We start from the raw sequence: 25,196 nt of genomic DNA on the forward strand, positions 1-25,196 counted from the left end.
GCCCGCCGCACAAGGCATAGGTCCCCAGACGACCGGAGGCCCCCCGTACGACGGCGGCCGCCCACCTTCACAACGAAGGCGGGCGGCCGCCGTCGTACTGTGCGCTTAAGACCCCGCGCATAGTCGGGCCGCAGGTGTACGTTCGCGCAGAAGCGCGGGCCACAAGTGTACGCTCGCGCAGAAGCGCGGGCCACAAGTGTACGCTCGCGCGGAAGCGCGGGCCACAAGTGTACGCTCGCGCACTGCTACCCCGGTCAGGGTTCGAAGTGGGCTGCCTCCGCCGGAGCCAGGGCACGGCGGATGCTCGTGAGGTGGCCCGGCATCAGTTCAGGCAGGTCGTCCAGGCTGAACCAGCCGACGTCGAGGGACTCGTCATCATTTACCCGCGCAGTGCCTGAAACGTAGCGGCAGCGGAACACCACATCCAGGAATTCGCAGACGTCACCGTTGGGATAGGTGAACGGGCCGACGGTGCCCACCGAGACAACCCGTTCTGCCTCCGCCACAACTGCGGTTTCCTCGAAGATCTCGCGCACGAGACCACGCGCCGGCGGTTCGCCCGGATCCAACATGCCGGTGATGAGTGCCCAGTGGCCGTTGTCGGCACGCCGGGCCAAAAGAACCCGGCCCGAGTGGTCAAAGACCACGCCGCGGACACCGGGTACCCACAGCGGGTCGTGTCCCACCTTCTCGCGGAGCTTGAGGATGTAGTCAGGAGCAGGCATGCTGACAGCCTAACGGGCCGGCGCGGGCGACGGCGCGAGGGCGTGCCGGACGGGGCACGCCGGACTGGGGCACGCTGGGCGGGGAAACCCGGATTGCGTCAGGCCGGCAGCAGCATGGCGGCGGCCGCACCGGCCAACATAAACGGACCGAACGGGATGGAGGATTTCAACGTACCCCGGCGGGCCGCAAGCAAGGCCAGGCTCCAGAGGCCGCCGAGCAGGAACGCCGCAAAAGTGCCGGCAAAAAGGTGCGTCCATCCCAGGTACCCCAGGTACATGCCCAGGACTCCCGCGAGCTTGACATCCCCGAATCCCATCCCGGGCGGATAGACCAGCCGCAGCACAAAATAGAAGCCCCAAAGAACCGCACCCCCGGCCAGGATCCGCAGGGCCGGAAGGCCGAACAGGGCTGCCGCGCCGTCCGGGCCGGCGGGCAGCGCCCAGGCCCCGGAAATCGCGGGGACCACCGCAGCCGCCGCCAGCAGGACGCCCGCCACAGCGTAGGACGGAAAAACGATCCGGTTGGGCAGGAGATGATGGCGGACGTCGATGATGGTCAGCCGTACCGCCATCACCGCAAAATAGGCACACGCCGCCAAGACCAGCCAGAAGGCCAGCGGGGCGGCTTCCCAAAGTTCGTCCAGTCGTCGGATCACCCCTCGGATGCTACTGGATTTTCGCTTCCGGCCGGAGGGCCCACGCGTAAACTGTGGATATGTCGACATGGGACACCAGGCGCCGGCCGGATCCGGACCGCGGCGATTCTCCCGCGGACCTGACCACGGTGTTCCGGAACCTCTGCAGGTCTTCGCCCTGGAAATGGCAGAGCCTCCGCTTTGAGTACTGGGACGAGCCCTTTGCCGAGGCCCCCGATCCTTCTGCACCGTTGGTGCGCGCATGGCTGCGCCGGCCAGGTGCCCTCCGCCTGGAAACGGCCGACGGACTTGTCCTCCACAGCACAACAGGGATCAATGACTCCAAGGATGGGTTCTACGTCAGCGCAACCCGGAAGTCGTGGCTGCTGCCGCCGCACCTGGTGGCGCCCGTTTACGATGACGGCGGCCTGGTGAGGCGCCGCCCCGAAGCGGCCTACGGTGAACCAGGTTTCGGCAACGGCCGCTTTTCAGCCGCCCTCGATCCTGTCGAGCTGGCGGGGAACGCCCCCGTCCCCATGGAATTTCCGGGCAGCAACTCCGTGGACATCACTGACGTGCGCCGGGTCGACCACGACGGGCGGCAGGCCCTTGAGGCCATCGTGACTCCAACAGCCGCCTATCACGCCGCAGACCCTGCCGCACCGCTGTGCATGCCGGGCAGCAATCGGATACGTATCGACCTTGAGACGGGCGTCTGCGTGTCCAGCCAGTCGCTGGAGGCAGCGACGCGTGACTACGGACACTGGCTTCGGGTCATCGCGGTTGATGAGTACATGCTGGATGACCTCTTCCTGGCGGAGTCGATGAACCTTACGGACGTCCGGCGCCACATCAGCTGGGATATCTCCGCCTGAGCCAGGCGCTGGCATCGCGCCTGGGGTTGCTGCTTGACGGGCTGAACGGCCGGCCGTGGGCTAGGCTTCCCTGATGACCGAGCTGACTTCCCTGTGGCCGCTTTTCGGCCTGACGCTGACCACACCCCGGCTGGTGCTGCGGCCCATCACCGACGACGACATTCCGGCTGCCCTGGCGGCGGCGCGGAGCGGAGTCCACGAGCCCGGCCGGAACCCCTTCAGCACGCCTTGGGCGGAGCTCCCTGCCGGGGAGCTCGGTCCAAAAATGGCGCAGTTTTATTGGCGCTGCCGGAGCGAAGTAACGCCGAAATCCTGGACCCTGCTCCTCGGCATCTGGCACGAAAATGAATTCATCGGGTGCCAGGACATCGGCGCCAAGGACTTCGCCGCCCTCAAAACCGTCAGCACGGGCTCGTGGCTCAAGCAGTCCGTTCACGGCCGGGGGCTCGGCAAGGAGATGCGCGCCGCCGTCGCACTTTACGCGTTCGACTGGCTCAAAGCCGAAGTGGCAGAGTCCGAGGCCGCAGCCTGGAATGCCGCATCCCTGGGCGTTTCCCGCGCGCTCGGTTACGAACTCAACGGCGTCACCAGGACCGCTTGGGGCGACAAAGCAGAGGAAGTCCAAAAAGTCCGCCTCACCCCGGCGACGTTCAAGCGCCCCGACTGGACCCTCCAAGTAGAGGGCCACGAAGCGGCGGCCAAGTATCTCGGCATCGGTTAGGTTCCGGGCCGTGGCCCGACGAACTGGACCACGGCCCCGCACATACCGTAAGTGGCTAGATTTCGGCGCCTTCCAGGAGTTCTGTCACCAGCGCTGCTATCGGTGAGCGTTCGGAGCGGGTGAGGGTGATGTGGCCGAAGAGCGGGTGGCCCTTCAAGGTTTCGACGACGGCGGCGATGCCGTCATGCCGTCCGACGCGCAGGTTGTCACGCTGGGCGACGTCGTGGGTGAGGACGATCTTGGAGTTCTGGCCGATGCGGCTCATCACCGTGAGGAGCACATTCTTCTCCAGTGACTGGGCCTCGTCCACAATCACGAAGGCGTCATGCAGTGAGCGTCCGCGGATGTGGGTCAGGGGCATGACTTCCAGCATCCCCCTGTCCATGACTTCTTCCACGACCTCCTGGCTGACCAGGGCGCCCAGGGTGTCAAAGACCGCCTGCGCCCAGGGGTTCATCTTTTCCGATTCGGAGCCGGGCAGGTAGCCGAGCTCCTGGCCGCCCACGGCATAGAGGGGCCGGAAAACAATGACCTTCCGGTGCTCGCGGCGTTCCAGTACCGCTTCCAGGCCCGCGCACAGGGCAAGCGCCGACTTGCCGGTTCCTGCCCGTCCCCCGATAGACACAATTCCGACGCCGGGATCCATCAGCATGTCGATGGCCAGCCGCTGCTCGGCCGAGCGCCCGTGCAGGCCGAAGACGTCGCGGTCCCCCTTGACGAGCCTGACCTGCTTGTCGGCGCCCACCCTCCCCAGGGCCGAGCCCCTGTTCGAGAGAAGCACCAGTCCCGTGTTGACTGGCATTTCCGCGGCCGCAGGGATGAAAACGGGCTCGTGGCCGTACAGCGTCGAGATTTCCTCCTCGCTGGCTTCCACTTCCCCGACGCCGGTCCAGCCTGAGTCCTTCACCAATTCATTGCGGTACTCGTCTGCGGTCAGCCCCATGGCGGAGGCCTTGACGCGCATAGGCAGGTCCTTCGAAACCACGGTGACGTTCCGGCCTTCATTGGCAAGGTTCTTGGCCACAGCCAGGATCCTGCTGTCGTTGTCCCCGCTGCGGAAGCCCATCGGAAGCACCTCAGCCGAAATGTGGTTCATCTCCACCATGAGGCTACCGCCGTCGTCACCAATCGGGATGGGCTGGTTGAGGCCGCCATGTTTAACGCGGAGGTCATCGAGGAGACGCAGGGCCTTGCGGGCAAAATAGCCGAGTTCGGGATCGTGCCGCTTGCCTTCCAGCTCGCTGATAACCACGATCGGAACGATGACCTCGTGCTCGGCGAAGCGCAGCAGCGCCCGCGGGTCAGAGAGCAGGACGGACGTGTCAATGACGAAGCTGCTGATGGTGGCATCCCTTCCGGAGACAGCAAAACCGGCCGCAGGCTTTTCGTCTGCTGCACCGGTTGTTGAGGTTGCTCGCGTGGCGCGAGAGGTAGCTTTCTGTCCCTGATCAAAAACGACCTCGGGCAGTTGTTCAGAAATAGCCACATCGACTCCAGCCCCGGGCGTGCCCGGAATTGTTATTGGTGAGGCGGCTCGGCCTGGAGGCCGGACTCGGCCTCCCATACAACCGGTGCGAAACATCGCTCCATGTACTGGCCTCCCCGATCAGCCGGCGGTTTTGCCTGCTGATGGTTACAACGTAAATCCACTGCAACTAATTTCCGGCTTTATCCGTCGGCGATTCCTGTTGCGGCCACGTGAACTCCGGGTGAACTGCGGCGGTTCAGGTGCCGAAGCGCCGCTGCCTGCCCGCGTAGTCCCGGAGTGCCCGAAGGAAGTCCACTTTGCGGAAGGCCGGCCACAGCGCTTCACAGAAGTAGAACTCGCTGTACGCGCTCTGCCACATCAGGAATCCGGACAGCCGCTGTTCACCTGAGGTCCTGATCACCAGGTCGGGATCGGGCTGGCCACGCGTGTACAGGAAACGCGAAATATCATCAACACTCAGGCTGTCTGCCAGCTTCGAAATATCCGCACCGTTCGCAACCGCGTCGTGGAGCAGCTCCCGCACCGCATCAACGATCTCCCGGCGACCGCCATAACCCACGGCCACGTTGACGTGGATCTTTTCCCGCACGGGCGTCCGGGCTGTCAGTTTGTTGAGGCGTTCAGCAAGGTAGCCGGGAAGCAATTCCGGCGCGCCCATCGCGTGCACCGAGATGTTGGCGTCCTCATCCAGGCGATCCAGGGTGTTGGCGATGATCCCCATCAGGAGGTCCAGCTCTTCGCTGGACCGGCTCATGTTGTCCGTTGAGAGCATGTAAAGGGTAACCACTTTTATGCCGAGTTCCTGGCACCAGCCGAGGAATTCGTGGATCTTGTCCGCTCCTGCCTGGTGGCCCTGGCTGGTTGGCGCATTGAACTGCTTTGCCCACCGCCGGTTGCCATCCACCATCACGCCGATATGCCTGGGGATGCGGTCGCCGGCAAGGTCCCTGAGCAGCCTGCGCTCGTAGAAGCCATAGAGGAACCCGGGCAATTCCACGCGGAGACTCACCTGACTTCCCTTGCTGTACGACGCCTTGCACATCCTAGGCTACCGTCCGGAAGCGGAAGGGCGGAGCCGGGCGGCCGTGTGACCAGCGACCCAATATTACCCGGGAGTAACTTACTGGGGCGTAGGTTATTCTGGAGCCATGAACAGCAAGACTCCCGACGGCCCGCCGGGCCAAGCGCCGGAAGCCGGTTCAGGCCCCCTTGATGACGCTGCCGTCCGCCTGGCCGAACTGCTCACGATCAAACCCAAATGGCGCGGCTGGATCCACACTGTCACGGCACCCCTGGCCCTGATCGCGGGCGCCATCCTGATCCTCCTGGCCCCTACGGCCGACCGCAAGATCACTTCGGCCATCTACGCTGCCACCGGCGTCCTGCTCTTCGGCATCAGCGCCGTTTACCACCGCGGCAACTGGTCGCCCGGCGTAAGAATTGTCCTTAAACGGCTGGACCACACCAACATCATGTTGGTCATCGCGGGCAGCTACACACCGCTGGCTTGGTCACTGCTGGAGCGCCCCAAAGCCGTGCTCCTGCTGTGGGTCATCTGGTCCGGGGCCATCCTGGGCGTGCTTTTCCGGCTGCTGTGGACGCATGCCCCACGCTGGCTGTACGTGCCGATCTACATCGCGCTGGGCTGCGGTGCGCTGTTCTACCTGCCCGACTTCTTCGCGGCCAGCGCTCCCGCCGCCCTCCTGATCTGCGTCGGCGGCGTTCTCTACATCACCGGGGCCGTCTTCTATGCCCTCAAGAAACCCAACTTCAGCTACGAGCACTTCGGCTTCCATGAACTGTTCCACGCGCTCACCGTGCTGGCCTTTGCCGCGCACTTTGCGGCCATCGCCATTGCCGTCCTCAGCTGAGTGTGCGTGCCTGGCGGCGGCCCCCGTGGCGTGCGTTCGAAAGGTTCAACAGGGGTGAAAGCTTTTCCAAACCTAAAGTGGGGTCTTTGGGCTGACCGTACCCCGCAGGAAGTGCGGGAGTTCGGCCCGCTCTAGTCACGCGGTTGGGAACGGTCAGCGGCCGTGCCCTGACCGTTTCCCTCGAGTCCTGCACTGCTCTCCGGAGCAGCCATGCCGTCATGAGCGTCGGCGGCTTCGACATCCGCGGCCGCTGCGGCCGCCAGGCGTTCTTCCTCCACCTGCGCACGGTACCGGACCCGGCGGATACGGCGCACCATGTCCACGATCAGCAGTGTGGTTGCCAGCACAAAGAAGGCAGTCATGATGAAGCCCCACAGGCCCGGTGTGATCTGGTCCTCGGACACGCCCTCACGCAGCGAAGGCGTGGGCAGTGGAGACGGTGTGGTGGCCAGGGCGAGGAGCAAGTGATGCACGGTATAAACCTTCTATGGAAACTGATAGGCATCCGGCTGCGGACTGAAGATCCAGTCACAGCGGGCCACACTTCTACGCGGCATAGAAATGCCTGCTGTCTCTATCTTAGCCCCGCGAAAAGGTCCTTCTCCGGCAGTTCCGCCGGGATCCGCGACTGGATCAGCGAGTAGTCTTCCCACGGCCAGGCGCGGCGCTGCATCTCGGGGGCGACAGCGAAGAAGAAGCCCAGCGGATCCACCTGTGTCCTATGGGCACGGAGGGCGTCGTCGCGGGCTTCAAAGTAGTCACCGCAGTCGATCTGGGTTGTGGTGGGATGGCCAGCGGGCGGCGGAGTGTGTCCTTCGGCGTCCGTTTCCAGCCAGGCGGCGAGCCGTTCTGCGTACGGCGACTGGAGTCCTGCCTCCTCCAGGGCGAAATGCAGTGCACGGAACCGTTCCGGGCTGAAGGCACGGTCGTAGTAAAGCTTGCTGGGCTCCCATGGCTCCCCGGCATCCGGGTAGCGGTCCGGGTCTCCGGCAGACTTGAAGGCTTCCACAGCCACCCTGTGGGCCATGATGTGGTCGGGGTGGGGGTAGCCGCCGTTTTCGTCGTAGCTGATGATCACCTGCGGCCTGAATTCCCTGACCAGCCGCACCAGCGGCGCGGCCGCGCGCTCCAGCGGCTGTGTGGCAAAGGAGCCGGCTGGCAGTGGCGGGAGCGGATCACCCTCGGGGAGTCCGGAGTCCACGAAGCCCAGCCAGCGCTGCCGGATGCCCAGAACCTGGGCCGCCCGTTCCATCTCGAGGCGCCGTGCGCCTGCCATGTCCCGTTTCGGGTGGGGTTCCCCTTCGACGGCGGGGTTCTGGATATCGCCCCTGGACCCGTCCGTGCACGTGGCCACCATGACGTCCACGCCGGAGGCCGCGTACATGGCCATGGTCGCCGCGCCTTTGCTGGACTCGTCGTCCGGGTGGGCATGGACGGCAAGCAGCCGGAGCGTGGCCGCGGTGGAACTGGACGCTGTCATTGGTGGACGGTTCCTTATGTCATGCAGCCCTTGTGCTGGCCGCTTGTACTGGTGGGACTGGCAGGCCCGGAAATCCGGGGCCCGGAATCCGCACTAAACTGGACTGGTGACTTCCCAGGATCAGCCCGCCGTTTCCGCGCCAGCAGACACTAGCCTAGCCAATCGTTATGGCCCTCAAAAGCGCAGGCTGTCCCGCCCGGCGAAGCGCGTCATTGGCGCCGCGGCGCTGGCGGGCGGAATCGGCTTTATGGCCTGGGTGTCCACGTCCTCAGCCGTCTCCGGCGTGACGTTCAAGGACATTGGTTACAGCACCACTGACGCCACGCAGACGGAAGTGGATTTCCAGGTCACACGGGAGCCTGGGACGGCTGTCAAATGTGCCGTCAAGGCGCTGGATTCGAAGTTTGCGGTGGTGGGTTGGAAGGTTGTGGACATCCCGGCCGGCGAGGCCGACGGGACAGCCGACGGCGGCCGGACCATTTCCCAGCGCGCCGTGCTGAAGACCGAGTCGCTGTCGGTGTCCGGAGTGGTTGACAGCTGCTGGATTCCGGACGGCAGCAAATAGCAGAATGTGATCTGCGCCGCTTGCTTGTTGGGTTATATCCAGAGGATTGACTACAATGGAGCAATACCTTTACCCCGCTGAGCTGGTTACTGAGTTCCACAAGTGGCCACCGTGGCGGGGTCTTTTGCATGTATGACCGAAAAGGAGAAGTCCGTGTCGACCACCAACAGCGCGCCTGCAGCCTGGCTCACACAGGAAGCTTTTGACCGCCTGAAGGCAGAGCTGGACCACCTTTCCGGCGCTGGCCGGGCGGAAATTGTCCAGAAGATTGAAGCAGCCCGCCAGGAGGGTGACCTCAAGGAGAACGGCGGCTACCATGCTGCGAAGGAAGAACAGGGCAAGATCGAGGCACGCATCCGCCAGCTCACTGCGCTGTTGCGTGATGCCCATGTGGGGGAAGCTCCCGCCGACGACGGAATCGTCGAACCCGGCATGATTGTCGTTGCCAAGATCGCCGGTGACGAAGAGACGTTTCTGCTGGGCTCCCGCGAAATCGCAGGAGACTCCGACATTGACGTCTTCAGCGAAAAGTCACCGCTCGGTGCGGCGATCGTGGGCCACAAAGAGGGCGACACGCTGAGCTACACGGCACCGAACGGCAAAGACATCACCGTGGAGATCCTCTCGGCCAAGCCCTACGCCGCGTAAGAAGTTTTATCCTCAGGAAGAGCCGGCCACCAGCAGGTGGCCGGCTCTTTTTTCTTAGATTCTGTCCCGCGGCCGCATCAGGAGGGCGGCAGCCACTCCACCCAGGGCCCCGCCCAGGTGCGCCTGCCAGGAAATGTACGCCGCAACGAAGGGCAGCACGCCGAGCAGGATACTGCCGTAGGCCATAAACAGCACGACGGCCAGCAGGATTTGGCCCCAGCTTTGATTGAAGAAACCCCGCACCAGCAGGAAAGCGAAGAGGCCAAAGACCAGTCCGGATGCGCCCACGGTCACACCGCCGTCGCCGATCAGCCACACTGCCACCCCGGAGCCCAGCCAACTGAAAGCCAGGGCCGTGAGGAAGACACGCAGCCCGGAAAGAAATACCAGGAACCCGAAGATTATCAACGGCAGGGTGTTCGAAAGCAGGTGGTTCAGGCTCGCGTGGAGCAGCGGGAAGGTGAAGATGTCCAGGAGCCCGTCCAGGCTCCGTGGCCGTAGGCCGAAAGTCCGGTTCAGCGAATGGAGGGTCAGCATGTTGACGATCTCGATGACAAAAAGGACGAGCACAAAACTGCCCACCACCAGAAGCCCGCCCTTGGCGCGGGAGGCGGTTGTTTCACGGCTCCGTGGCTTTCCGTCTCCCAGTGCATCCAGCATGGCTGCCTAGTGCACCACGATGGGCTGGAAGCCCTCGGCCCGGAGTGCTCCGAGCACCTGCTCGCAGTGCTCATGTCCCTTGGTTTCAAGATTGACGGTGATGGACACGTCGCCCATGCTAATGGAACCGCCCACCCGAGTGTGGTCCAGCCCGGTCACGTTGGCGTCGTTCTCGGCAATGATCCGGGCGATGGTGGCCAATGAGCCAGGCCGGTCATCCAGCATCATCCGCACGGTCATGTATCGCCCGGCGGCGGACAGGCCGCGCTGGATCACCTTAAGCATCAGCATCGGATCGATGTTGCCGCCGGACAGGATCACTGCTGTGGTGCCCGGATTCTCGATCTTGCCGTCCATCAGTGCGGCAACGCCCACGGCCCCGGCGGGCTCCACCACCAGCTTGGCCCGTTCCAGCAGGAAGATCAGCGCACGGGCCAGGGAATCCTCGCTGACCGTGACAACGTCATCCACAAGCTCGCGGATGATGCTGAACGGCAGCTGGCCTGGGCGGCCCACAGCGATGCCGTCGGCCATGGTGGAAACCCTTTTCAGCGGAACAAGGGCATCCGCGGCCAGCGACGGCGGGTACGCGGCCGCGTTCTCCGCCTGGACGCCGATGATACGGATGTCGCGGCCAAGTTCCCTTGCCCGCGCCTTTACGGCGACGGCCACGCCGGCCAGCAGGCCGCCCCCGCCGACTCCCATCAGGATAGTGTCCACGTCGGGGATCTGTTCGAGGATTTCCAGCCCCACTGTGCCCTGTCCGGCTACAACGTCCACGTTGTCGAACGGGTGGACAAAGACTGCGCCGGTCTCATTTGCGTAGCGCTGGGCTTCGGCGAGGGCTTCGTCCACATTGTGCCCGTGCAGGATTACTTCTGCGCCGTGGCTGCGGGTGGCGGCCAGCTTGGGCAGCGCGACACCAAGCGGCATGTAGATGCGCGCCTTGATGCCCAGGCTCTTGGCCGCAACGGCAACCCCCTGCGCGTGGTTTCCGGCCGACGCAGCAACCACGCCCCGCTTCTTCTCTTCGTTGGAAAGCTTGGCCATGCGGACATAGGCACCGCGGACTTTGAAGGAGCCCGCACGCTGGAGGTTTTCGCACTTAAAGAAGACGTCGCCGCCCACCATGCCGCCCAACGCCCGGGAAGATTCCACCGGGGTCCGCGTAATAATCCCTTCAAGCAGCTTCTGCGCCTCCAGGACATTGTCCAGCGTGATGGGCAGGCTATTGAGGGTTTTCACGAACTAGTCTCCTTTAGGAAATTCGGCTGGGGCATCCGGGCCGGAATGACCGGCGGGAGTTCCCGTTGACTGTGCGGCGCCCTTGCCGCGGCCCCGGTTCGCACCGGGAAGGTAGACATCCTTGAAGGTAGTGTCTTGGCTGGATCCGGAGCCCCCGGGTACACCCGGGCTCGCCGCCGCCAGCACTCCTTCATGTTCCCATGTTCTGGCAGCAATATATCGAATCGCCGAGTTTGCTACGGCCAGGATGGGCACGGAGAAGAGTGCGCCGGGGATGCCGGCGAGGTAGGAACCCGCTGCCACTGCCAGGATCACGGCCACCGGATGCAGGGCCACAGCCTTGCCCATGACGAGCGGCTGCAGGATATGGCTTTCCAGCTGCTGGACCAGCAGCACGATCCCCAGCATGATCAGCGCGTTGACCCAGCCGTTGGCCACGAGGGCGAGGAGCACAGCCACAGCTCCGGTGACCAGGGCGCCGACAATGGGGATGAAGGAGCCGATGAACACCAGCACACCCAGCGGAAGCGCCAGCGGAACCCCGATGATGGCGGCACCCACGCCGATTCCCACGGCGTCCACAAAAGCCACGAACATCTGGATGCGGGCGTAGTTGACCATGGATGCCCAGCCCTTGCGGCCGGCGCCGAAGGTGGCAGCGCGGGCATTCCTCGGCAGCAGCCGGACCAGGAAAGCCCAGATCCGGTCACCTTCCAGGAGGAAAAAGATCAGGATGAACAACGCCAGGATAAGTCCCGCTGCAAAATGCCCCGCAGTGCTGCCGAAGGAGAGGGCGCCGCTCAGGATGCTGCTGCTGTTATTCTGCAGCGCGGCTGCTGCCTCCTCCAGATACTGGTCGATCTGGGCCGCTGTCAGGTGGAGCGGTCCTTCCGCCAGCCAGCCCTGGATCTGCTGGATTCCGGCCAGCGCCTCGCTCCACAGCTCGCTGAATCCCGCCACAAGCTGCCGCCCCACGAGCGCCAGGGCACCGCCGATGAGCCCGAGGAAGCCCAGGACAGTAATCGCCACGGCACCCCCATTGGGCACTCGCTGCGCCCTGAGCCAGCGTGTAATGGGGCTAAGCAGGCCGGCCAGCAGGGCGGCGACCATGACGGGGATCAGGAGGAAGCTGATCCGGCTGAGGAGCCAGATCAGCGCACTTCCCACCAAGAGGATTAGTCCCAGCCGCCAAGCCCATGATGCCGCGATGCGGACGCCGTAAGGGATGTCGCGGTCCAGATCACGGTCGGCCTGGACCCGCAGCGGAGGGGCACCGTCAGAACGCCCGGCCGGGTCGGCCGAGAACCTGCCTGCTGGCTTCGGGGTGGCGGGACGGTCGACCGGTTTGGCGTCCTCAGCTGGCGTCATAGCCTAATACTTCCCCAGCTGCGGGTTTATGGGAAACCGCTACCCGGCTTTTCCCAGCGTGGCATCGATTCCCCACGACATCGTGAAGCTCTCCCCTGGCGGAAGCCAGCGGAGCCCGTCCCCGGAGTTGAAGGCATTGGCAGGTCCAGTCATTGGCTCGATTGCAACCGCCCGCTCCCTGCCTGGAAAGGTCGTTGTGACAAATATATGGACGTACGTGCACGCTTCGTCCTGCCACAGGCTGACGCTGCGGCCGTCCGCGGCGGTCAGCGTATGGCGGCTCGTGCCGCCGTCGAACGTTATGTCTGTCAGGGCGACGTCGAGGTCCAGGCTTCCCACGCGCCGGCCCCCGCGGAGGTCCGTGTCTCCACTGACGGGTTCGGAGCTCCGCGGAATCTTCCGCTCATCGGCGACAAGCCGGGTGCCAGCGGACACCGTCAGCAGCAGTTCGTCGAGGTTGGTGTCCCCAAGCCTCAGGTAAGGATGGGCGCCCAGGACAAAGGGGGCCGGCGCCTTGGAGTCGTTGGCCAGTGTTTGCCGGACCACGAGACCCAGGTCCTCGCCCAGCAGGTACTGCACCCGATGCCGCAGCAGGAAAGGGTAGCCATGCTGGGGGAAAACGGTCGCTTCCAGCGTCACGGAAAACTGTGATTCGTCCACCAGGCTGTAGGACGCGTTCCGGAGCAGTCCGTGGCTGGCGTTGTTGCGGGACACTTCGGTGATGTCCAGCTGCTGTTTCTTGCCATCGAGGTACCAGACGCCGTCTTCCACCCGGTTTGCCCAGGGTGCGAGGGTGATGCCTGCGGCCCCGGGAGAAATCTCGGAATCGCCATAGGTCTCGGTGAGCTGCACGCCGTCCCGGGAGTAGAGGCGCAGGCCCGCCGCCAGCTCGGTCACGACGGCGAACGCATCCCCGCGCCGGAGCTCGTACTGCCGTCCGCTGGCGTAGCTCCGAAAGCCGGAGGGGACGCTGGTCCCCGGAAGGGAAGGTGAAGTCATGGGCACCACCGTACATGGCGCGGCGCCAACAGTCCCACTGCCCACGCTTGTTGTCTTTTGTTTGAAACTATTCTTTTTTGATCTAAACGTGTAACAATTGTGCTGGCACCAGGACCAGCGAGGCGGGAAGGAAAGCATGCTCGCGGCACAACGGCAGCACGTGATCCTTCAGGAGGTCCACAGCGGGGGAACCGTACGGGTAACCGCCCTCGCCGCACTTTTGGACGTTTCGGAAATGACCATCCGCCGCGACATCGAGGCCCTGGACGCCGGCGGACTGGTTTTGCGGGTCCACGGCGGAGCAGCACGGACGGACAGCTTCAGCGCGCTCGAACCTGCGTTCGCGAGCAAGTCCACGCGCGAACAGCCCGCCAAGGCGGCCATCGCGGCAGCAGCGCTGAAACTGGTCCAGCCCGGGATGACGCTGCTCGTTTCCGGGGGAACCACAACATTTGAACTGGCCAGGATCCTGCCCCGGAACTACGGTCTCACCGTGGCCACCAACTCGGTCATGGTAGCCAACTCGCTTGCGGCCACGGATACGGCCGGGGACACCGGCGGCATTCGGACGCTCGTGCTGGGCGGGGAGCGGACACCGTCCGAGGCCCTCGTCGGCCCCTTGACTGTCCAGGCCATCAGCACCATTGCCGCCGATCTTTGCTTTATGGGCGCCCACGGACTGGACGTCCGGGCCGGGGTTACCTCGCCCAACCTCCTCGAAGCCGAGGTGAACACCGCCATGGTCAGAGCATCTGCGCAGCTGGCGATCCTCGCGGACTCCAGCAAGCACGGGCTCGTCGGCCTGGCCCGAATATGCCCCCTGTCTGCGATCCACACACTGGTCACGGACAGCGGGATCCGCAAAGCCCCAGCCGGCGCCCTGACCGCCCTCCAACAAGCTGTCCCCGACATTCGTACGGCAAGGATTCCAGACAGCCCCCGCGGGCCTGCGGAATCAGCCAGCGCCTCCCCCTTGACACCCGGCCACCCCAGCCATCAGCAGCCAAAGGAATAACGCCATGACAGGTACCACCAGCACGAACCTCGCCGACGGCCGGGAGCTGATCTATTTCGACGACACCGCAACGCCGAAGCCGCGCACCGCAGAAACCACCACGGACCGTCGGCCCCTGCCGGAGCGCGGCGAGCCCGGCGAAGTACGGTTCGACGCCCTCACGGATGAATGGGTGGCCGTCGCAGCCCACCGGCAGTCACGCACGCACCTGCCCCCTGCAGACCAGTGCCCCATCTGCCCCACCACACGGAACAACCCCTCCGAGATACCCGCGCCGGACTACGACGTTGTGGTGTTCGAAAACCGCTTCCCATCACTGGGCCCGGCCCTGGGACCGGTACCGGCCGCCCCGGCATGGGGAACCACCGGCCCCGCGTACGGGCGCTGCGAAGTGGTGTCCTTCACCCCGGATCACACGGGATCGTTCAGCGGACTGAGCGAAGCCCGGGCGCGCACGGTGGTGGAGGCATGGGCGCACCGCACGGAAGCTCTCAGTAAGCTGGCGGGAATCAAACAGGTTTTCCCGTTCGAGAACCGGGGTGCCGACATCGGCGTCACCCTCCACCACCCGCACGGGCAGATCTATGCCTACCCGTACGTCACGCCCAGGGCCGCGGTCCTGGGCGCCGCGGCACGGAAGTTCTACGATGGCTCCGGCGGGCGGCAGACCCTCACGGGGTCGCTGCTGCGGGCCGAAAGGGAGGACGGGAGCCGGATGGTGATGGAGGGCGAAAACTTCAGCGCCTATGTGCCCTTCGCCGCCCGCTGGCCACTCGAGATCCACCTGGTGCCGCACCGGCAGGTACCTGACCTCGCCGCGTTGAGCGGTGAGGAAAAGGACGAGCTGGCCCATGTTTATCTGGACCTCCTCAAACGGCTCGATGCCCTCTACCCCACGCCCACGCCCTACATCTCCGCGTGGCACCAGGCCCCCCTGGATGATCTTTTGCGCCCTGCCGGCTACCTGCATCTGCAGCTGACGTCCCCGCGCAGGGCTGCGGACAAGCTCAAATACCTGGCCGGATCGGAAGCCGCGATGGGCGCCTTCATCAACGACACCACTCCCGAAAGCGTTGCGGAACGGCTCCGTGCCGTTACCGTCCCGGCGTCTACGCCCTCCCCCGCCGCCACAACCCCACTCCCCTCTGCCGCCCCTCTGGGGGCCCTACCCGAAGGAGCCCACGCGTGAGCGCCGCACCTGACCCGCTGACCACACAGGCCCCGCGCAGCGCCGCGGACCTGGCCGCCCGCTTTGAGCGGGAGTTCGGCAGGCGTCCCGACGGCGTCTGGCAGGCGCCGGGCCGCGTCAACCTGATCGGCGAGCACACCGACTACAACGAGGGCTTTGTGCTTCCGTTCGCGATCGACAAGACCGCCCGGGTGGCCATTGGAGTCCGGACAGACTCGGCCCTCCGGCTTCTTTCCACCTATGGGGACCAGGGCCTGGTCAGAGCGGATCTTGGCACGCTCGACGCCGCTTCCGCCAAGGGCTGGACTAAGTATCCGCTGGGCGTCATGTGGGCCCTGCAGCAAAGGGGCGTCACCGTTCCGGGCCTGGATCTGCTGCTCGATTCCAACGTTCCCCTCGGCGCGGGCCTCTCCTCGTCACACGCGATCGAGTGCGCTGTCATCTCCGCACTCAACGACCTGACGGGTGCCGGACTGGAGCCGGAAGAGATGGTCCTCGCCACACAGCGCGCTGAGAACGACTTCGTCGGCGCCCCCACGGGCATCATGGACCAGTCAGCCTCCCTGCGCGGTTCCAAGGGCCATGCCGTCTTCCTGGACTGCCGCGACCAGAGCGTCCAGTTGGTTCCTTTCGACGCCGACCAATCCGGGCTGGTGATGCTGGTAATCGACACCAAGGTCTCCCACTCTCATGCCGACGGCGGTTACGCCTCGCGCCGCGCGTCCTGCGAACTGGGCGCAGAGGTCCTGGGCGTCAAGGCACTCCGGGACGTCAGGGTGGAGGATCTGGAGGAAGCCGCCGGACTCCTGGACGAGGTCACCTACCGGCGGGTGCGCCACGTGGTGACCGAGAACGCCCGCGTGCTGCAGACCGTGGAGCTGCTGGCCAGCGAGGGCCCGGGTTCCATCGGCGCCCTGCTGGACGCCAGCCACGCCTCCATGCGCGATGATTTCGAGATCTCCTGCCCGGAACTCGACACGGCAGTGGCCTCTTCCCGCGCCAACGGGGCAATCGGCGCCCGGATGACCGGCGGCGGATTCGGCGGGGCGGCCATTGCCCTCACCCCGGTGGAGCTGGAGCAGCAGGTGCGTGCCGCCGTCGAACGCGCCTTTGCGGAGGCCGGGTACAAGGCTCCTGATATTTTCACCGTCACCCCTGCCGCCGGAGCGATGCGCCTTTCGTAGGGCCTTACCGACCAAAGCGAGAGGGTCCCCGCCGGTGCCAGATGCACACGGCGGGGACCCTCTCCTTTGTGTTTATGTTCGACGGCGGACGCCGCCTGGGGCGCTAGTCGTCGCCCCGCAGGATGGCTAGCAGCCTGATGATTTCCACGTACAGCCAAACCAGCGTGACTGTCAGGCCGAACGCTGCCGTCCACGAGAAGCGCTGCGGAGCGCCGCTCTGGACACCCGCCTCGATGCTGGTGAAGTCCATGACCAACGAGAAGGCCGCGAGTCCAATGGCCAGGATGCCGATGACGACGCCGATAATGCCGCTGCGCAGCCCGAAGGGTTCCGTGGTCAGGCCCGTCAGCATCATGACGAGGTTCACGACGGAGAACAGGGCGTAGCCGACCAAGGCGATCATGAAGAACTTCATGGCCTTGGGGGTGGCGCGTACCTTGCCGCTCTTGAACAGGAGGAGCGTCACGGTGAAGACGGACAGCGTGCCGATGACAGCCTGGAGCCCCACGCCCGGGTACATGGTGTCCAGGACGCGGGTGAGGCCGCCGAGGAAGAGCCCTTCAAGACCGGCGTAGGCGAGGATGAGCGCCGGCGACGGCTGCTTCTTGAAGGTGTTGACGAGGGCGAGCACGAAGCCGCCCAAGGCGCCGACGATCATCAGCAGGGTTGCGAGGCCCATGCTGACGAACATTGTCACAGCGGCACCCACGAGCAGCACTCCGAGGCAGGCGGCTGTCTTGACGATGACGTCGTCGTACGTCATCCGGCCGGTGTCTGCGGGACCCGCTGCCGGCTGGTTGTACATCTGCTGGAGCTGCTCGTTGGTCATGTTCGGCTGGGCGTAACCGCCCTGGCCGTCCATCACCTGGCCGGGCGCGCGGCCGAACGACTGCTGTCCGTAAGGCTGGCCATAGGGCTGCTGGCCGAAGGGTGCCTGTCCATAGGGCCCCTGCGGGACAGGCGGCGCCTGCGTTGCTTCACGGAAATTCTTTCCGTTGAAGATCGGGTTTCCGCCAAGTGCCATTGCTGGTGTCCTCCAAGTTAGGGATAGGTGTTGAACCTTACGATCCACGTTATCAATTCCCACGCGTCGCTGCTGCCGAAAGTTCCCTGCGGATGCGGGGCGCAACCCAACTGTGACTTGGGACGTTGCCTTCGGGGCGCCCGGCTCCGCCTTTCAGCGGAGTGCAACCGTTAAGAAATACCCCGGATCAACAAAAGTTTCTTTAGTAGCCCTACGGATCGGGGCAGGTTCCGCTACACAGTCGTTATCCGATCGCGACCCGAAGGCCGCTTTGCAGGGCATTTTTCGCCCGCAACGCGCTGTAACATAAGGCCAGGCCGGGTGATGGAAATCACAGAGTTGCAGCATTCTCCGATGTCAGCACTGCATTACCGTCCGCCCCGGCTACGTTCGCAGCGGCTGCAATGGCGCAGCCGAGACCACCCCCAAGTGGAGGTTTTCAATTTGAGAAGTACATCCAAAGGCCTGCTGCACAGACGGCGCGGCGGATTGCTCTACCTGATGGGTGCCCTTGCGGCCTCCATAATGGCAATCCTGCTCGTCGCCGCTCCGGCATCACAGGCCACTTCCCCGTCGCCGACACCATCCCCGTCGGTCACGACTTTCCAGAACAACATCAGCGGCTTCCTTCGGGACGACGCCCGTGCGCCGATCGCCGATGTCACCATCACCGCCCGCAGCGGAGACTTCGAAGGGACCGCGACATCCGCCGCGAACGGGTCCTGGAGCATCGGCGTCCCGGAGCAGGGCACCTATGAGATCGAACTGGACGAATCGACCCTGCCCGAAGGCATCAGGCTCGCCGACGGCCAGGAGAATCCCCGCAGCGTTACGTTCAGCCAGACCTCCAACCTTTCGGTGATTTTCGCCTTCGGCGAGGGCATCGTGGTCCAGGAGCAGGACTTCGGCCAAAACCTGCTCAACAGGCTTGTGGCTGGACTCAGCTTCGGCCTCCTGCTGGCGCTGGCGTCGGTGGGGCTGTCCTTGATCTTCGGGACCACCGGCCTCACCAACTTTGCCCATGGTGAAATGGTCACGCTGGGAGCCGTTGCAATGTTTGGCCTCAGCGCCATGAACCTGCCCTTCTGGCTCGCCGGACTTCTGGCGCTCTTGATCGGAGGCCTGGCCGGGTATGTCCAGGACGCAGGCCTGTGGAGGCCACTCCGTGCCCGCGGATCAGGGCTTGTCCCCATGATGATCGTCAGCATCGGCCTCGCCCTTGCCGTCCGCTATGTCATCCAGTTCAACTTCGGTGGCGCCACCCAGCAACTGCCGTTCGCCCAGTCCCCGGAGATTCAGTTGGGCCCGGTATCCATCTCGCCCAATAACCTGTGGTCCCTCATCATCAGCACCGTTGTTATAGTCCTGATCGGTATCGTCCTGCTCAAAACCCGTCTGGGAAAGGCCACGCGGGCGGTGGCGGACAACCCCGCTTTGGCCGCCGCTTCGGGCATTGACGTCGACTCCGTGATCCGGATCGTATGGGTCGCCGGCGGAATGCTGGCAGCGCTGGGCGGCATCCTATGGGCGTACTACCGTCCGGGCGTCACCTTCGACATGGGCTCGCAAATCCTGCTTCTCATTTTTGCCGGCGTCACCCTGGGCGGTCTGGGAACCGTCTTTGGTGCCCTGGTGGGATCCATCATCGTCGGAATATTTGTTGAACTGACCACCGTCTTCGGACTGGCTGCCGACCTGAAGTACGTGGGCGCCCTCTTCATCATGATCATTGTCCTCTTGTTCCGCCCGCAGGGAATCCTCGGCCGGCGCGAGCGTGTGGGTTAGGAGACAGCCATGGACTTCGGTTTTATTTTTCTCAGTGCCCTCGGTGAGATTTTCACCCCGACGACGGCAGCATACGGTTTGGCCGCCTTGGGCCTTGCCGTCCACTTCGGCTACTCCGGCTTGCTGAACTTCGGTCAGGCCGGCTTTATGGCAGTGGGAGCCTACGGCTTTGCCATCTCGACCCTGACCTTCGATGTGCCGTTCTTTGTGGGACTGCTCATCGCCATCATCTGTTCCTGCCTGTTCGCCCTGCTGCTGGGTATCCCTACCCTGCGGCTGAGGGCCGACTACTTGGCCATTGTTACCATCGCCGCAGCCGAAATTGTCCGGTACGTCGTCACCACCAACCAGCTGGATGCAGTCACAGGATCAGCCGACGGCCTGGGCGCCTTCGAAGGCGGCTTCTATTCCATGAACCCCTTCCCTGAAGGCTCATACATGGGCATGAACAACCGCGACTTCTTCATCCGGGTCGTAGCCTGGACGTTGGTCATCGTGTGCTGCATTGTCATATGGCTGTTGATGCGCAGCCCCTGGGGGCGCGTGCTTAAGGGCATCCGCGAGGACGAGAACGCCGTCCGTTCCCTGGGGAAAAACGTCTACGCCTACAAAATGCAGGCACTGCTCATCGGCGGTGTGCTCGGGGCCCTCGCTGGCATGGTGTTCACTCTTCCCCGCGGCGCAGTCCAGCCAGCCAACTACGGCACGGAACTGACATTTTTCCTTTGGACGTGCCTCCTCCTCGGTGGCATGGCCACTGTGCTGGGCCCCGTCGTTGGTGCGATGATTTTCTGGGTGGTGCTTTCGCTGACCCAAGGCATCCTCTACGGCCTGATTGAATCCGGCGCAGTGACCTGGCTGACCACAGTCCAGGCCGGCCAGCTGCGCTACATCCTGGTAGGGGTAGCGCTGATGCTGCTCATGATCTTCAGGCCGCAAGGCGTCTTCGGCAACAAGAAGGAGCTGGCGTTCGCATGAGCCACAGCGCACATTCAGTAGATAACACCGGTAAACAAGGCAGCGTCGACTACATGACGGACACCAGCCCGATTGCGGCCGGGGAGATAGCCCCCGGCTGCAAGAAGCGGGACCCCATCGTGGTGGCCGAGAACATCACTCGGAGCTTCGGTGGCATCAACGCCGTCGACGTCGAATATCTTGAAATCCCGCGCCATAAGATCACCGCACTCATCGGCCCCAATGGAGCCGGGAAGACAACCCTCTTCAACCTCCTTACCGGTTTCGATACGCCTAACTCCGGCAAGTGGCAGTTTGAGGGAAAGAATATCCAGGGCGTCTCCTCTTACAAGCTTGCCCGCATGGGCATGGTGCGCACTTTCCAGCTCACCAAGGTCATGGGCAAGCTCACTGTTATGGAAAACATGCGCCTCGGCGGCTCCAGCCAGCCCGGTGAACGCCTCTCAAAGGCTCTTTTCAAAGGGATCTGGGGCGGCCGCGAGAAGGAGATTACCGCCCAGGCCGACGTCCTGCTTGAGAAATTCAAGCTCGACACCAAGAAGGACGATTATGCAGCTTCCCTGTCCGGCGGCCAGCGCAAGCTCCTGGAGATGGCGCGCTCGCTGATGGTTCGGCCCAAGCTGGTGATGTTGGACGAGCCAATGGCCGGCGTCAACCCGGCCCTGACCCAGTCCTTGCTGGACCATATTAAGAACCTCAAGGCAGAAGGCATGACCGTACTGTTCGTGGAGCACGACATGAACATGGTCAGGCACATAGCCGACTGGGTTGTTGTGATGGCCGAAGGAAAGATCGTGGCCGAAGGTCCGCCCGTCGACGTCATGAAGAACCCGGCCGTTATTGACGCCTACCTGGGAGCTCACCACGACGTCGACCTTGGTGACACCCAAGGGATCAAGGAACTGGAAGCGGTACTGGAAGCCGATGAGGAATCAATCGTGGGTACGGCGAACGCGGGCATCATCGCTGTGGACGCAGTGGCCCCGGATCTCAGGGGCGCGGACATTAAGCAGCCTGACCTCGGCCCGGAAGCCCTCCAGGTCCCGGATGCCGATGAGCCCAACTCCCCCGAGTCCGGCTTGGCAGAGCCTGGCCCCACAGACAAGGACAAAGAATGAGTGCCACCAGCGCAGCCGCCGCAGCCCAGGAAGCATCGGCTGATGGCGTCGTCGTTAAGGTCAGCAATCTGGTGGCCGGTTACCTCCCAGGTGTAAATATCCTCAATGGTTGCAGCATCGAGGCCCGGAAGGGCGAGCTGATCGGCATCATCGGGCCCAACGGCGCCGGCAAGTCCACCTTGCTGAAAGCCATGTTCGGCCTGGTAAAAGTACATTCCGGCTCGGTTGTTGTGCGCGGAAAAGACATCACCGGACTTAAGGCCAACAAGCTGGTCACCCAGGGTGTTGGTTTTGTGCCGCAGAACAACAACGTGTTTGCGACCCTAACCATCGAAGAAAATATGCAGATGGGGATGTTCCAGCGGCCCAAGGACTTTGCCGAAAGGTTCGACTTCGTCACCAGCTTGTTCCCGGAGCTTGGCAAGCGGCGGGCCCAGCGCGCAGGCTCACTGTCCGGCGGTGAACGCCAGATGGTGGCGATGGGACGGGCTCTTATGATGGAGCCTGCCGTCCTGTTGCTCGATGAGCCATCCGCAGGCCTCTCCCCGGTCAAGCAGGACGAAACCTTCCTGCGCGTGCACGAGATCAACAGGGCCGGCGTCTCCGTCATTATGGTCGAACAGAACGCCCGCCGCTGCCTGCAGATCTGTGACCGTGGGTACGTCCTGGACCAAGGCAAGGACGCATACACGGGCACCGGCCGTGAGCTGATGAAGGACCCCAAGGTCATCCAGCTCTACCTCGGAACTTTGGCCGACGATACGGCCTAGAGTCCGGAGCGGAGCCCGCTGAAGGGCCGTCACCTGCGGGTGGCGGCCCTTCAGCTTTCCTTCGATGCGCGCCCCCTTGAGGCGCTGCCGCCGCGGCACCACATGTCATCTGACGCGCGTCCACAGCCGGAACACAAGGAAGGCTCCCGTCCAGGGACGGGAGCCTTCACTAGGTGCCTGCTAAGGATGTGCGGTCTACAGCTGGCCGAATTCTTCCTTCACCGGCTGTGGCTTGTTCGTGTCGTCATATTCGTAGATGCCAATATAGGCTTCCGTCGGGTCCCCAGCATCGGAGAAGGTGATCGGACCCGACTGGCCGTCGTAGTCGATATCCTTGCCATCTCGAAGCAACGTCACACACGAAGCGTAATTGTTGCATTTCTCGCCGCCTTCGGAAACTTCCTTCAGCTTGGCCGCGATGTCGGCTCCGTTGGTGCTCTCCGCCGCTTCGGCGGCCAGGGAAATCAGGTTCACGGCGTCGTAGGACTCACCCGCGTAGTTATAGCTCACCAGCGCCGGATCCAGTGCAAGGAGCTCCTTCTTGAAGTCTTCCTTGGCGAACGTTCCGGGCTGCGTGCCCTGCGCTCCCTTCAGAGTCCCCGGCGCAAGATCCTTGCTGTAGTCAAAGAGGTTGCCGTCAACCATGAACAGCTGGGTTGCCTTGATGCCCTTGCCGGTGAAGAGCGGAATGATGCTCTTGGCCTCGTCAAAGGTAATCAGGGCGATGGCATCCGGCTTGGCAGCGACAATCGCGTCAACCTGGCTGCTGAACTGTGAATCGCCGGTGTTGTACAGCTGCTCCGCGACGACCTTGCCGCCAGCTGCTTCGAAGGCTTCCTTGACGTTCTTCTGCAGGCCAGTTCCATAAGCGTCATTCAGGACCATCATGCCGAGGGTCTGTGCTCCACACGAAACCATGTAGTTGCCCAGGACCTTGCCCTGAAGCACGTCTGAGGGGGCGGTGCGCCAGTAGAGGCCCTTGTCATCCCACGTAGTGAAGTCCGGCGAGGTGTTCGCCGGGGAGAAATGGAGGACGCCTGCACCGGTGATCTGGTTGATCACGGTCTTGGATACAGAGGAGGAAGCTGCGCCAATAATCGCGCTGACTCCCTGGCCAAGCAGGGCCGTAGTGGACTGCGTGGCGATGTCCGTCTTCGTGTCGCCCGAGTCGCGATGGATGACTTCCACAGGCTTGCCCAGAACACCGCCGGCTTCGTTAACCTCCTGGACGCCGAGGTTAACGCCAGCGATCTCGGGTGGGCCCAGGTATGCCAGGTTGCCGGTCGTGGGCAGGAGCGATCCGAGCTTCAGCGGCGTGTCCGTTGTGGTGGTGGACGGTGGAACGGTACCGCTGGGAGCTGCCGGTGCCGAGGTGCTGGCACCGGCACCGGAACCCGCGGGGCAGGAGATTGCGCCTGGGGGAGCGGTGGTGGTTTCCGTCGAGCTCGGCGTGGAGGTACCACCACAAGCTGTAGCCAGAAAAGCGACGCCGACGCTAAGCGCTGTGAGCTTTGCGATACGGGGTGCCGCCGGGGAAAGTGAAATCATTGACAATCTCCTGGATCGAAAGGTGCGAACGGCCTTTGATGCGGATGATCAGGTGTTCCTGATTTAACTTTCAAGCTAGTCCATATCCAAGGCGGATATAAGTGACTGAGGTCACATCCTTATAACAGTCGTTGCATATGCGAAATCTCCGGACAGGATAGTTTGTTGGGGTCAAGGAGACACGCAGTGCAACGACGAATAGAAGCCCCGCTGGAGGAAATTGTGCCCCAGGCGAGACTCGAACTCGCAACACGCGGATTTTAAGTCCGCTGCCTCTGCCAATTGGGCTACTGGGGCGCCCGCTCAATGGTATCCCGTCACAGGCGGTCGAAGGGCTCAGCATACCGGAACGTGCCATGTACTCCCCCGGGCCATACCGCCAGCGGCAGGAGCTGGAAGTTATCGCCCCAAACCTCTTCGGGAGGCAGGACACCGAGGGACGTGGCAGGCACAAAGCCGAAGCGTGGGTAGTACTCCGTACTTCCCAGCAGGGCGATGCCGCTCTCCCCGGCAGCGTTGGCCCGGGAGATGGTTTCATACATCAGTGCGCTGCCGATGCCGTGGCGCTGCAGCCTGGGAGTCACTCCGATCGGGCCAAGTCCCAGCAGCTCATGCCCGGCAACCCGGCCGCGGGTACTGATGACGTGGCCGACCACCTCGCCGTCCAGGACTGCCACAATGCTGAACTCCGGCAGGTACTCCTCGCAGTCGAACAACTGGCGGAGCAGTTCCACCTCCACGGGCTCTCCCTCCGCCGGCAGTCCGGTGGCCGGCGAGATGGCGAAGGCCTCAGCAGTCAGTGCCAGGATTGCGGCGCGGTCAGCCTTCGTTTCGTTGCGCAGCACAAGCTCCGGCCGGGGCTGATGGCGGCTCTCCGCGGACAGTTCGGCCAGGACCTCGACAGCACGGGCCGCGTCGGCAACCGGAACCAGCAGGTGGTCATGATGGAATCCGGCGAGCACGTTACAGCTGATCCGGGCGTCGGTCAGTGCCTTTCCGACGGCGGCAGTCAGGCCGACTGCCTCAAGCTCTGAATGCACCTCCAACGTTATCCACGCCGCCACGAAATCGTAGGCGAGGCCCAGGCGGTCCGCTTCTTCCCGGGGAAGGACCACGGTGAGGCCTTCGGCCTCGCGGACAGCGGCTTCGATTCCGGCGGCGAGCGGCCGGCCGTGGGGCCACAGGACGTAGACGTACTCCCCTTCGCGCACTACGGGGTGGATGGAGGCCAGCAGGGTCGGGAGGTTCACTTCGCCAGTCATGCTGCCAGTCTAGGAGGACGGACCGCCCCGGCAACGGGGGCG

At 63.9% G+C, this 25,196-nt stretch carries 25 protein-coding genes and 1 tRNA gene; 12 read left to right on the forward strand and 14 right to left on the reverse strand.

The window, feature by feature from the left end:
- Nucleotides 1-254 precede the first annotated feature (254 nt).
- Complete coding sequence (locus AU175_RS04900; RefSeq protein ID WP_066286315.1) at nucleotides 255-725, reverse strand: NUDIX hydrolase; 471 nt, start codon at nucleotides 723-725, stop codon at nucleotides 255-257.
- Between the two features lie 98 nt (nucleotides 726-823).
- Nucleotides 824-1,381 (reverse strand): prepilin peptidase, encoded by a 558-nt coding sequence (locus tag AU175_RS04905; RefSeq protein ID WP_066286317.1) that lies wholly within the window; start codon nucleotides 1,379-1,381, stop codon nucleotides 824-826.
- Nucleotides 1,382-1,440: 59 nt separating this feature from the next.
- On the opposite strand from AU175_RS04905, the gene AU175_RS04910 reads away from it, so the two are divergent.
- A complete protein-coding gene (locus tag AU175_RS04910) occupies nucleotides 1,441-2,235 on the forward strand; it encodes a hypothetical protein (RefSeq protein ID WP_066286319.1) in 795 nt (264 codons plus the stop codon).
- Between the two features lie 73 nt (nucleotides 2,236-2,308).
- Nucleotides 2,309-2,956, forward strand: a complete 648-nt coding sequence (locus AU175_RS04915; RefSeq protein WP_066286320.1) for a GNAT family N-acetyltransferase — start codon at nucleotides 2,309-2,311, stop codon at nucleotides 2,954-2,956.
- A gap of 55 nt (nucleotides 2,957-3,011) precedes the next feature.
- Here AU175_RS04915 and AU175_RS04920 read toward each other — a convergent pair whose 3' ends face one another.
- The gene (locus AU175_RS04920; RefSeq protein WP_066286321.1) at nucleotides 3,012-4,442 is read right to left on the reverse strand and encodes a PhoH family protein; all 1,431 of its coding nucleotides are present in this window, start codon (nucleotides 4,440-4,442) and stop codon (nucleotides 3,012-3,014) included.
- A 238-nt stretch (nucleotides 4,443-4,680) separates the two neighbouring features.
- Nucleotides 4,681-5,442 carry an isoprenyl transferase gene (locus AU175_RS04925; RefSeq protein ID WP_066290568.1) on the reverse strand — a complete coding sequence of 254 codons (762 nt, stop codon included), beginning with the start codon at nucleotides 5,440-5,442 and terminating at the stop codon, nucleotides 4,681-4,683.
- Between the two features lie 151 nt (nucleotides 5,443-5,593).
- Between AU175_RS04925 and trhA the strand changes: the two genes are divergently transcribed.
- Entirely contained in the window at nucleotides 5,594-6,316 is a 723-nt protein-coding gene (gene trhA / locus AU175_RS04930; RefSeq protein WP_197497035.1) for a PAQR family membrane homeostasis protein TrhA, read from the forward strand.
- Nucleotides 6,317-6,447: 131 nt separating this feature from the next.
- Here the strand turns inward: trhA and AU175_RS04935 are convergent, their stop codons facing one another.
- Nucleotides 6,448-6,789: a hypothetical protein gene (locus AU175_RS04935; RefSeq protein WP_066286323.1), complete on the reverse strand. Its 342-nt coding sequence runs from the start codon at nucleotides 6,787-6,789 to the stop codon at nucleotides 6,448-6,450.
- A 101-nt stretch (nucleotides 6,790-6,890) separates the two neighbouring features.
- Entirely contained in the window at nucleotides 6,891-7,796 is a 906-nt protein-coding gene (mca, locus tag AU175_RS04940) for a mycothiol conjugate amidase Mca (RefSeq protein ID WP_066286325.1), read from the reverse strand.
- Nucleotides 7,797-7,902: 106 nt separating this feature from the next.
- Here mca and AU175_RS04945 point away from each other — a divergent pair, with 106 nt between their 5' ends.
- Together AU175_RS04945 and greA are read left to right on the forward strand one after the other, a co-directional pair.
- A complete protein-coding gene (locus AU175_RS04945) occupies nucleotides 7,903-8,361 on the forward strand; it encodes a DUF4307 domain-containing protein (RefSeq protein ID WP_066286328.1) in 459 nt (152 codons plus the stop codon).
- 153 nt (nucleotides 8,362-8,514) lie between these two features.
- Nucleotides 8,515-9,009, forward strand: coding sequence for a transcription elongation factor GreA (greA, locus tag AU175_RS04950; RefSeq protein ID WP_066290572.1), 495 nt, complete (start codon nucleotides 8,515-8,517; stop codon nucleotides 9,007-9,009).
- Between the two features lie 54 nt (nucleotides 9,010-9,063).
- Here greA and AU175_RS04955 read toward each other — a convergent pair whose 3' ends face one another.
- The 4 genes from AU175_RS04955 to AU175_RS04970 are packed head-to-tail and all read right to left on the reverse strand — an operon-like array spanning nucleotide 9,064 to nucleotide 13,281.
- On the reverse strand, nucleotides 9,064-9,669 hold the full coding sequence (locus AU175_RS04955) for a rhomboid family intramembrane serine protease (protein WP_066286330.1): 606 nt from the start codon (nucleotides 9,667-9,669) through the stop codon (nucleotides 9,064-9,066).
- Nucleotides 9,670-9,675: 6 nt separating this feature from the next.
- Nucleotides 9,676-10,914 (reverse strand): threonine ammonia-lyase, encoded by a 1,239-nt coding sequence (gene ilvA / locus AU175_RS04960; protein WP_066286331.1) that lies wholly within the window; start codon nucleotides 10,912-10,914, stop codon nucleotides 9,676-9,678.
- Nucleotides 10,915-10,917: 3 nt separating this feature from the next.
- Nucleotides 10,918-12,282: an AI-2E family transporter gene (locus AU175_RS04965; protein WP_082979011.1), complete on the reverse strand. Its 1,365-nt coding sequence runs from the start codon at nucleotides 12,280-12,282 to the stop codon at nucleotides 10,918-10,920.
- A gap of 39 nt (nucleotides 12,283-12,321) precedes the next feature.
- The gene (locus tag AU175_RS04970) at nucleotides 12,322-13,281 is read right to left on the reverse strand and encodes an aldose 1-epimerase family protein (protein ID WP_066286332.1); all 960 of its coding nucleotides are present in this window, start codon (nucleotides 13,279-13,281) and stop codon (nucleotides 12,322-12,324) included.
- Between the two features lie 136 nt (nucleotides 13,282-13,417).
- Between AU175_RS04970 and AU175_RS04975 the strand changes: the two genes are divergently transcribed.
- Genes AU175_RS04975 through galK form a run of 3 tightly spaced genes read left to right on the forward strand, consistent with a single transcriptional unit; the run spans nucleotide 13,418 to nucleotide 16,669 of the window.
- A complete protein-coding gene (locus AU175_RS04975) occupies nucleotides 13,418-14,296 on the forward strand; it encodes a DeoR/GlpR family DNA-binding transcription regulator (RefSeq protein ID WP_066286338.1) in 879 nt (292 codons plus the stop codon).
- Nucleotides 14,297-14,300: 4 nt separating this feature from the next.
- A complete protein-coding gene (gene galT, locus AU175_RS04980) occupies nucleotides 14,301-15,485 on the forward strand; it encodes a galactose-1-phosphate uridylyltransferase (protein ID WP_066286340.1) in 1,185 nt (394 codons plus the stop codon).
- Nucleotides 15,482-16,669, forward strand: coding sequence for a galactokinase (gene galK, locus AU175_RS04985; protein WP_066286342.1), 1,188 nt, complete (start codon nucleotides 15,482-15,484; stop codon nucleotides 16,667-16,669). The genes galT and galK overlap by 4 nt, the downstream gene beginning before the upstream one ends.
- A gap of 103 nt (nucleotides 16,670-16,772) precedes the next feature.
- Here the strand turns inward: galK and AU175_RS04990 are convergent, their stop codons facing one another.
- Nucleotides 16,773-17,693: a Bax inhibitor-1/YccA family protein gene (locus AU175_RS04990; RefSeq protein ID WP_066286343.1), complete on the reverse strand. Its 921-nt coding sequence runs from the start codon at nucleotides 17,691-17,693 to the stop codon at nucleotides 16,773-16,775.
- 501 nt (nucleotides 17,694-18,194) lie between these two features.
- Between AU175_RS04990 and AU175_RS04995 the strand changes: the two genes are divergently transcribed.
- From AU175_RS04995 to AU175_RS05010, 4 genes are read left to right on the forward strand one after another with little or no spacing between them, the layout of a single operon-like run.
- Nucleotides 18,195-19,478, forward strand: coding sequence for a branched-chain amino acid ABC transporter permease (locus AU175_RS04995; RefSeq protein WP_066286344.1), 1,284 nt, complete (start codon nucleotides 18,195-18,197; stop codon nucleotides 19,476-19,478).
- A gap of 9 nt (nucleotides 19,479-19,487) precedes the next feature.
- Nucleotides 19,488-20,456 carry a branched-chain amino acid ABC transporter permease gene (locus AU175_RS05000; RefSeq protein ID WP_066286345.1) on the forward strand — a complete coding sequence of 323 codons (969 nt, stop codon included), beginning with the start codon at nucleotides 19,488-19,490 and terminating at the stop codon, nucleotides 20,454-20,456.
- Nucleotides 20,453-21,574, forward strand: a complete 1,122-nt coding sequence (locus AU175_RS05005; protein WP_066286347.1) for an ABC transporter ATP-binding protein — start codon at nucleotides 20,453-20,455, stop codon at nucleotides 21,572-21,574. The genes AU175_RS05000 and AU175_RS05005 overlap by 4 nt, the downstream gene beginning before the upstream one ends.
- On the forward strand, nucleotides 21,571-22,344 hold the full coding sequence (locus AU175_RS05010) for an ABC transporter ATP-binding protein (RefSeq protein ID WP_066286348.1): 774 nt from the start codon (nucleotides 21,571-21,573) through the stop codon (nucleotides 22,342-22,344). The genes AU175_RS05005 and AU175_RS05010 overlap by 4 nt, the downstream gene beginning before the upstream one ends.
- 195 nt (nucleotides 22,345-22,539) lie before the next feature.
- Here the strand turns inward: AU175_RS05010 and AU175_RS05015 are convergent, their stop codons facing one another.
- The 3 genes from AU175_RS05015 to AU175_RS05025 all read right to left on the reverse strand — a co-directional run bounded on the left by AU175_RS05015 (nucleotide 22,540) and on the right by AU175_RS05025 (nucleotide 25,154).
- On the reverse strand, nucleotides 22,540-23,892 hold the full coding sequence (locus tag AU175_RS05015) for an ABC transporter substrate-binding protein (RefSeq protein WP_066286350.1): 1,353 nt from the start codon (nucleotides 23,890-23,892) through the stop codon (nucleotides 22,540-22,542).
- Between the two features lie 223 nt (nucleotides 23,893-24,115).
- A tRNA-Leu gene (locus AU175_RS05020) sits at nucleotides 24,116-24,189 on the reverse strand.
- 20 nt (nucleotides 24,190-24,209) lie between these two features.
- On the reverse strand, nucleotides 24,210-25,154 hold the full coding sequence (locus AU175_RS05025; protein WP_066286352.1) for an N-acetyltransferase: 945 nt from the start codon (nucleotides 25,152-25,154) through the stop codon (nucleotides 24,210-24,212).
- Between the last annotated feature and the right edge of the window lie 42 nt (nucleotides 25,155-25,196).

Origin of the sequence: Arthrobacter sp. B6 (genome assembly GCF_001663775.1) — a bacterium.
Taxonomy (GTDB): Bacteria; Actinomycetota; Actinomycetes; order Actinomycetales; family Micrococcaceae; genus Arthrobacter.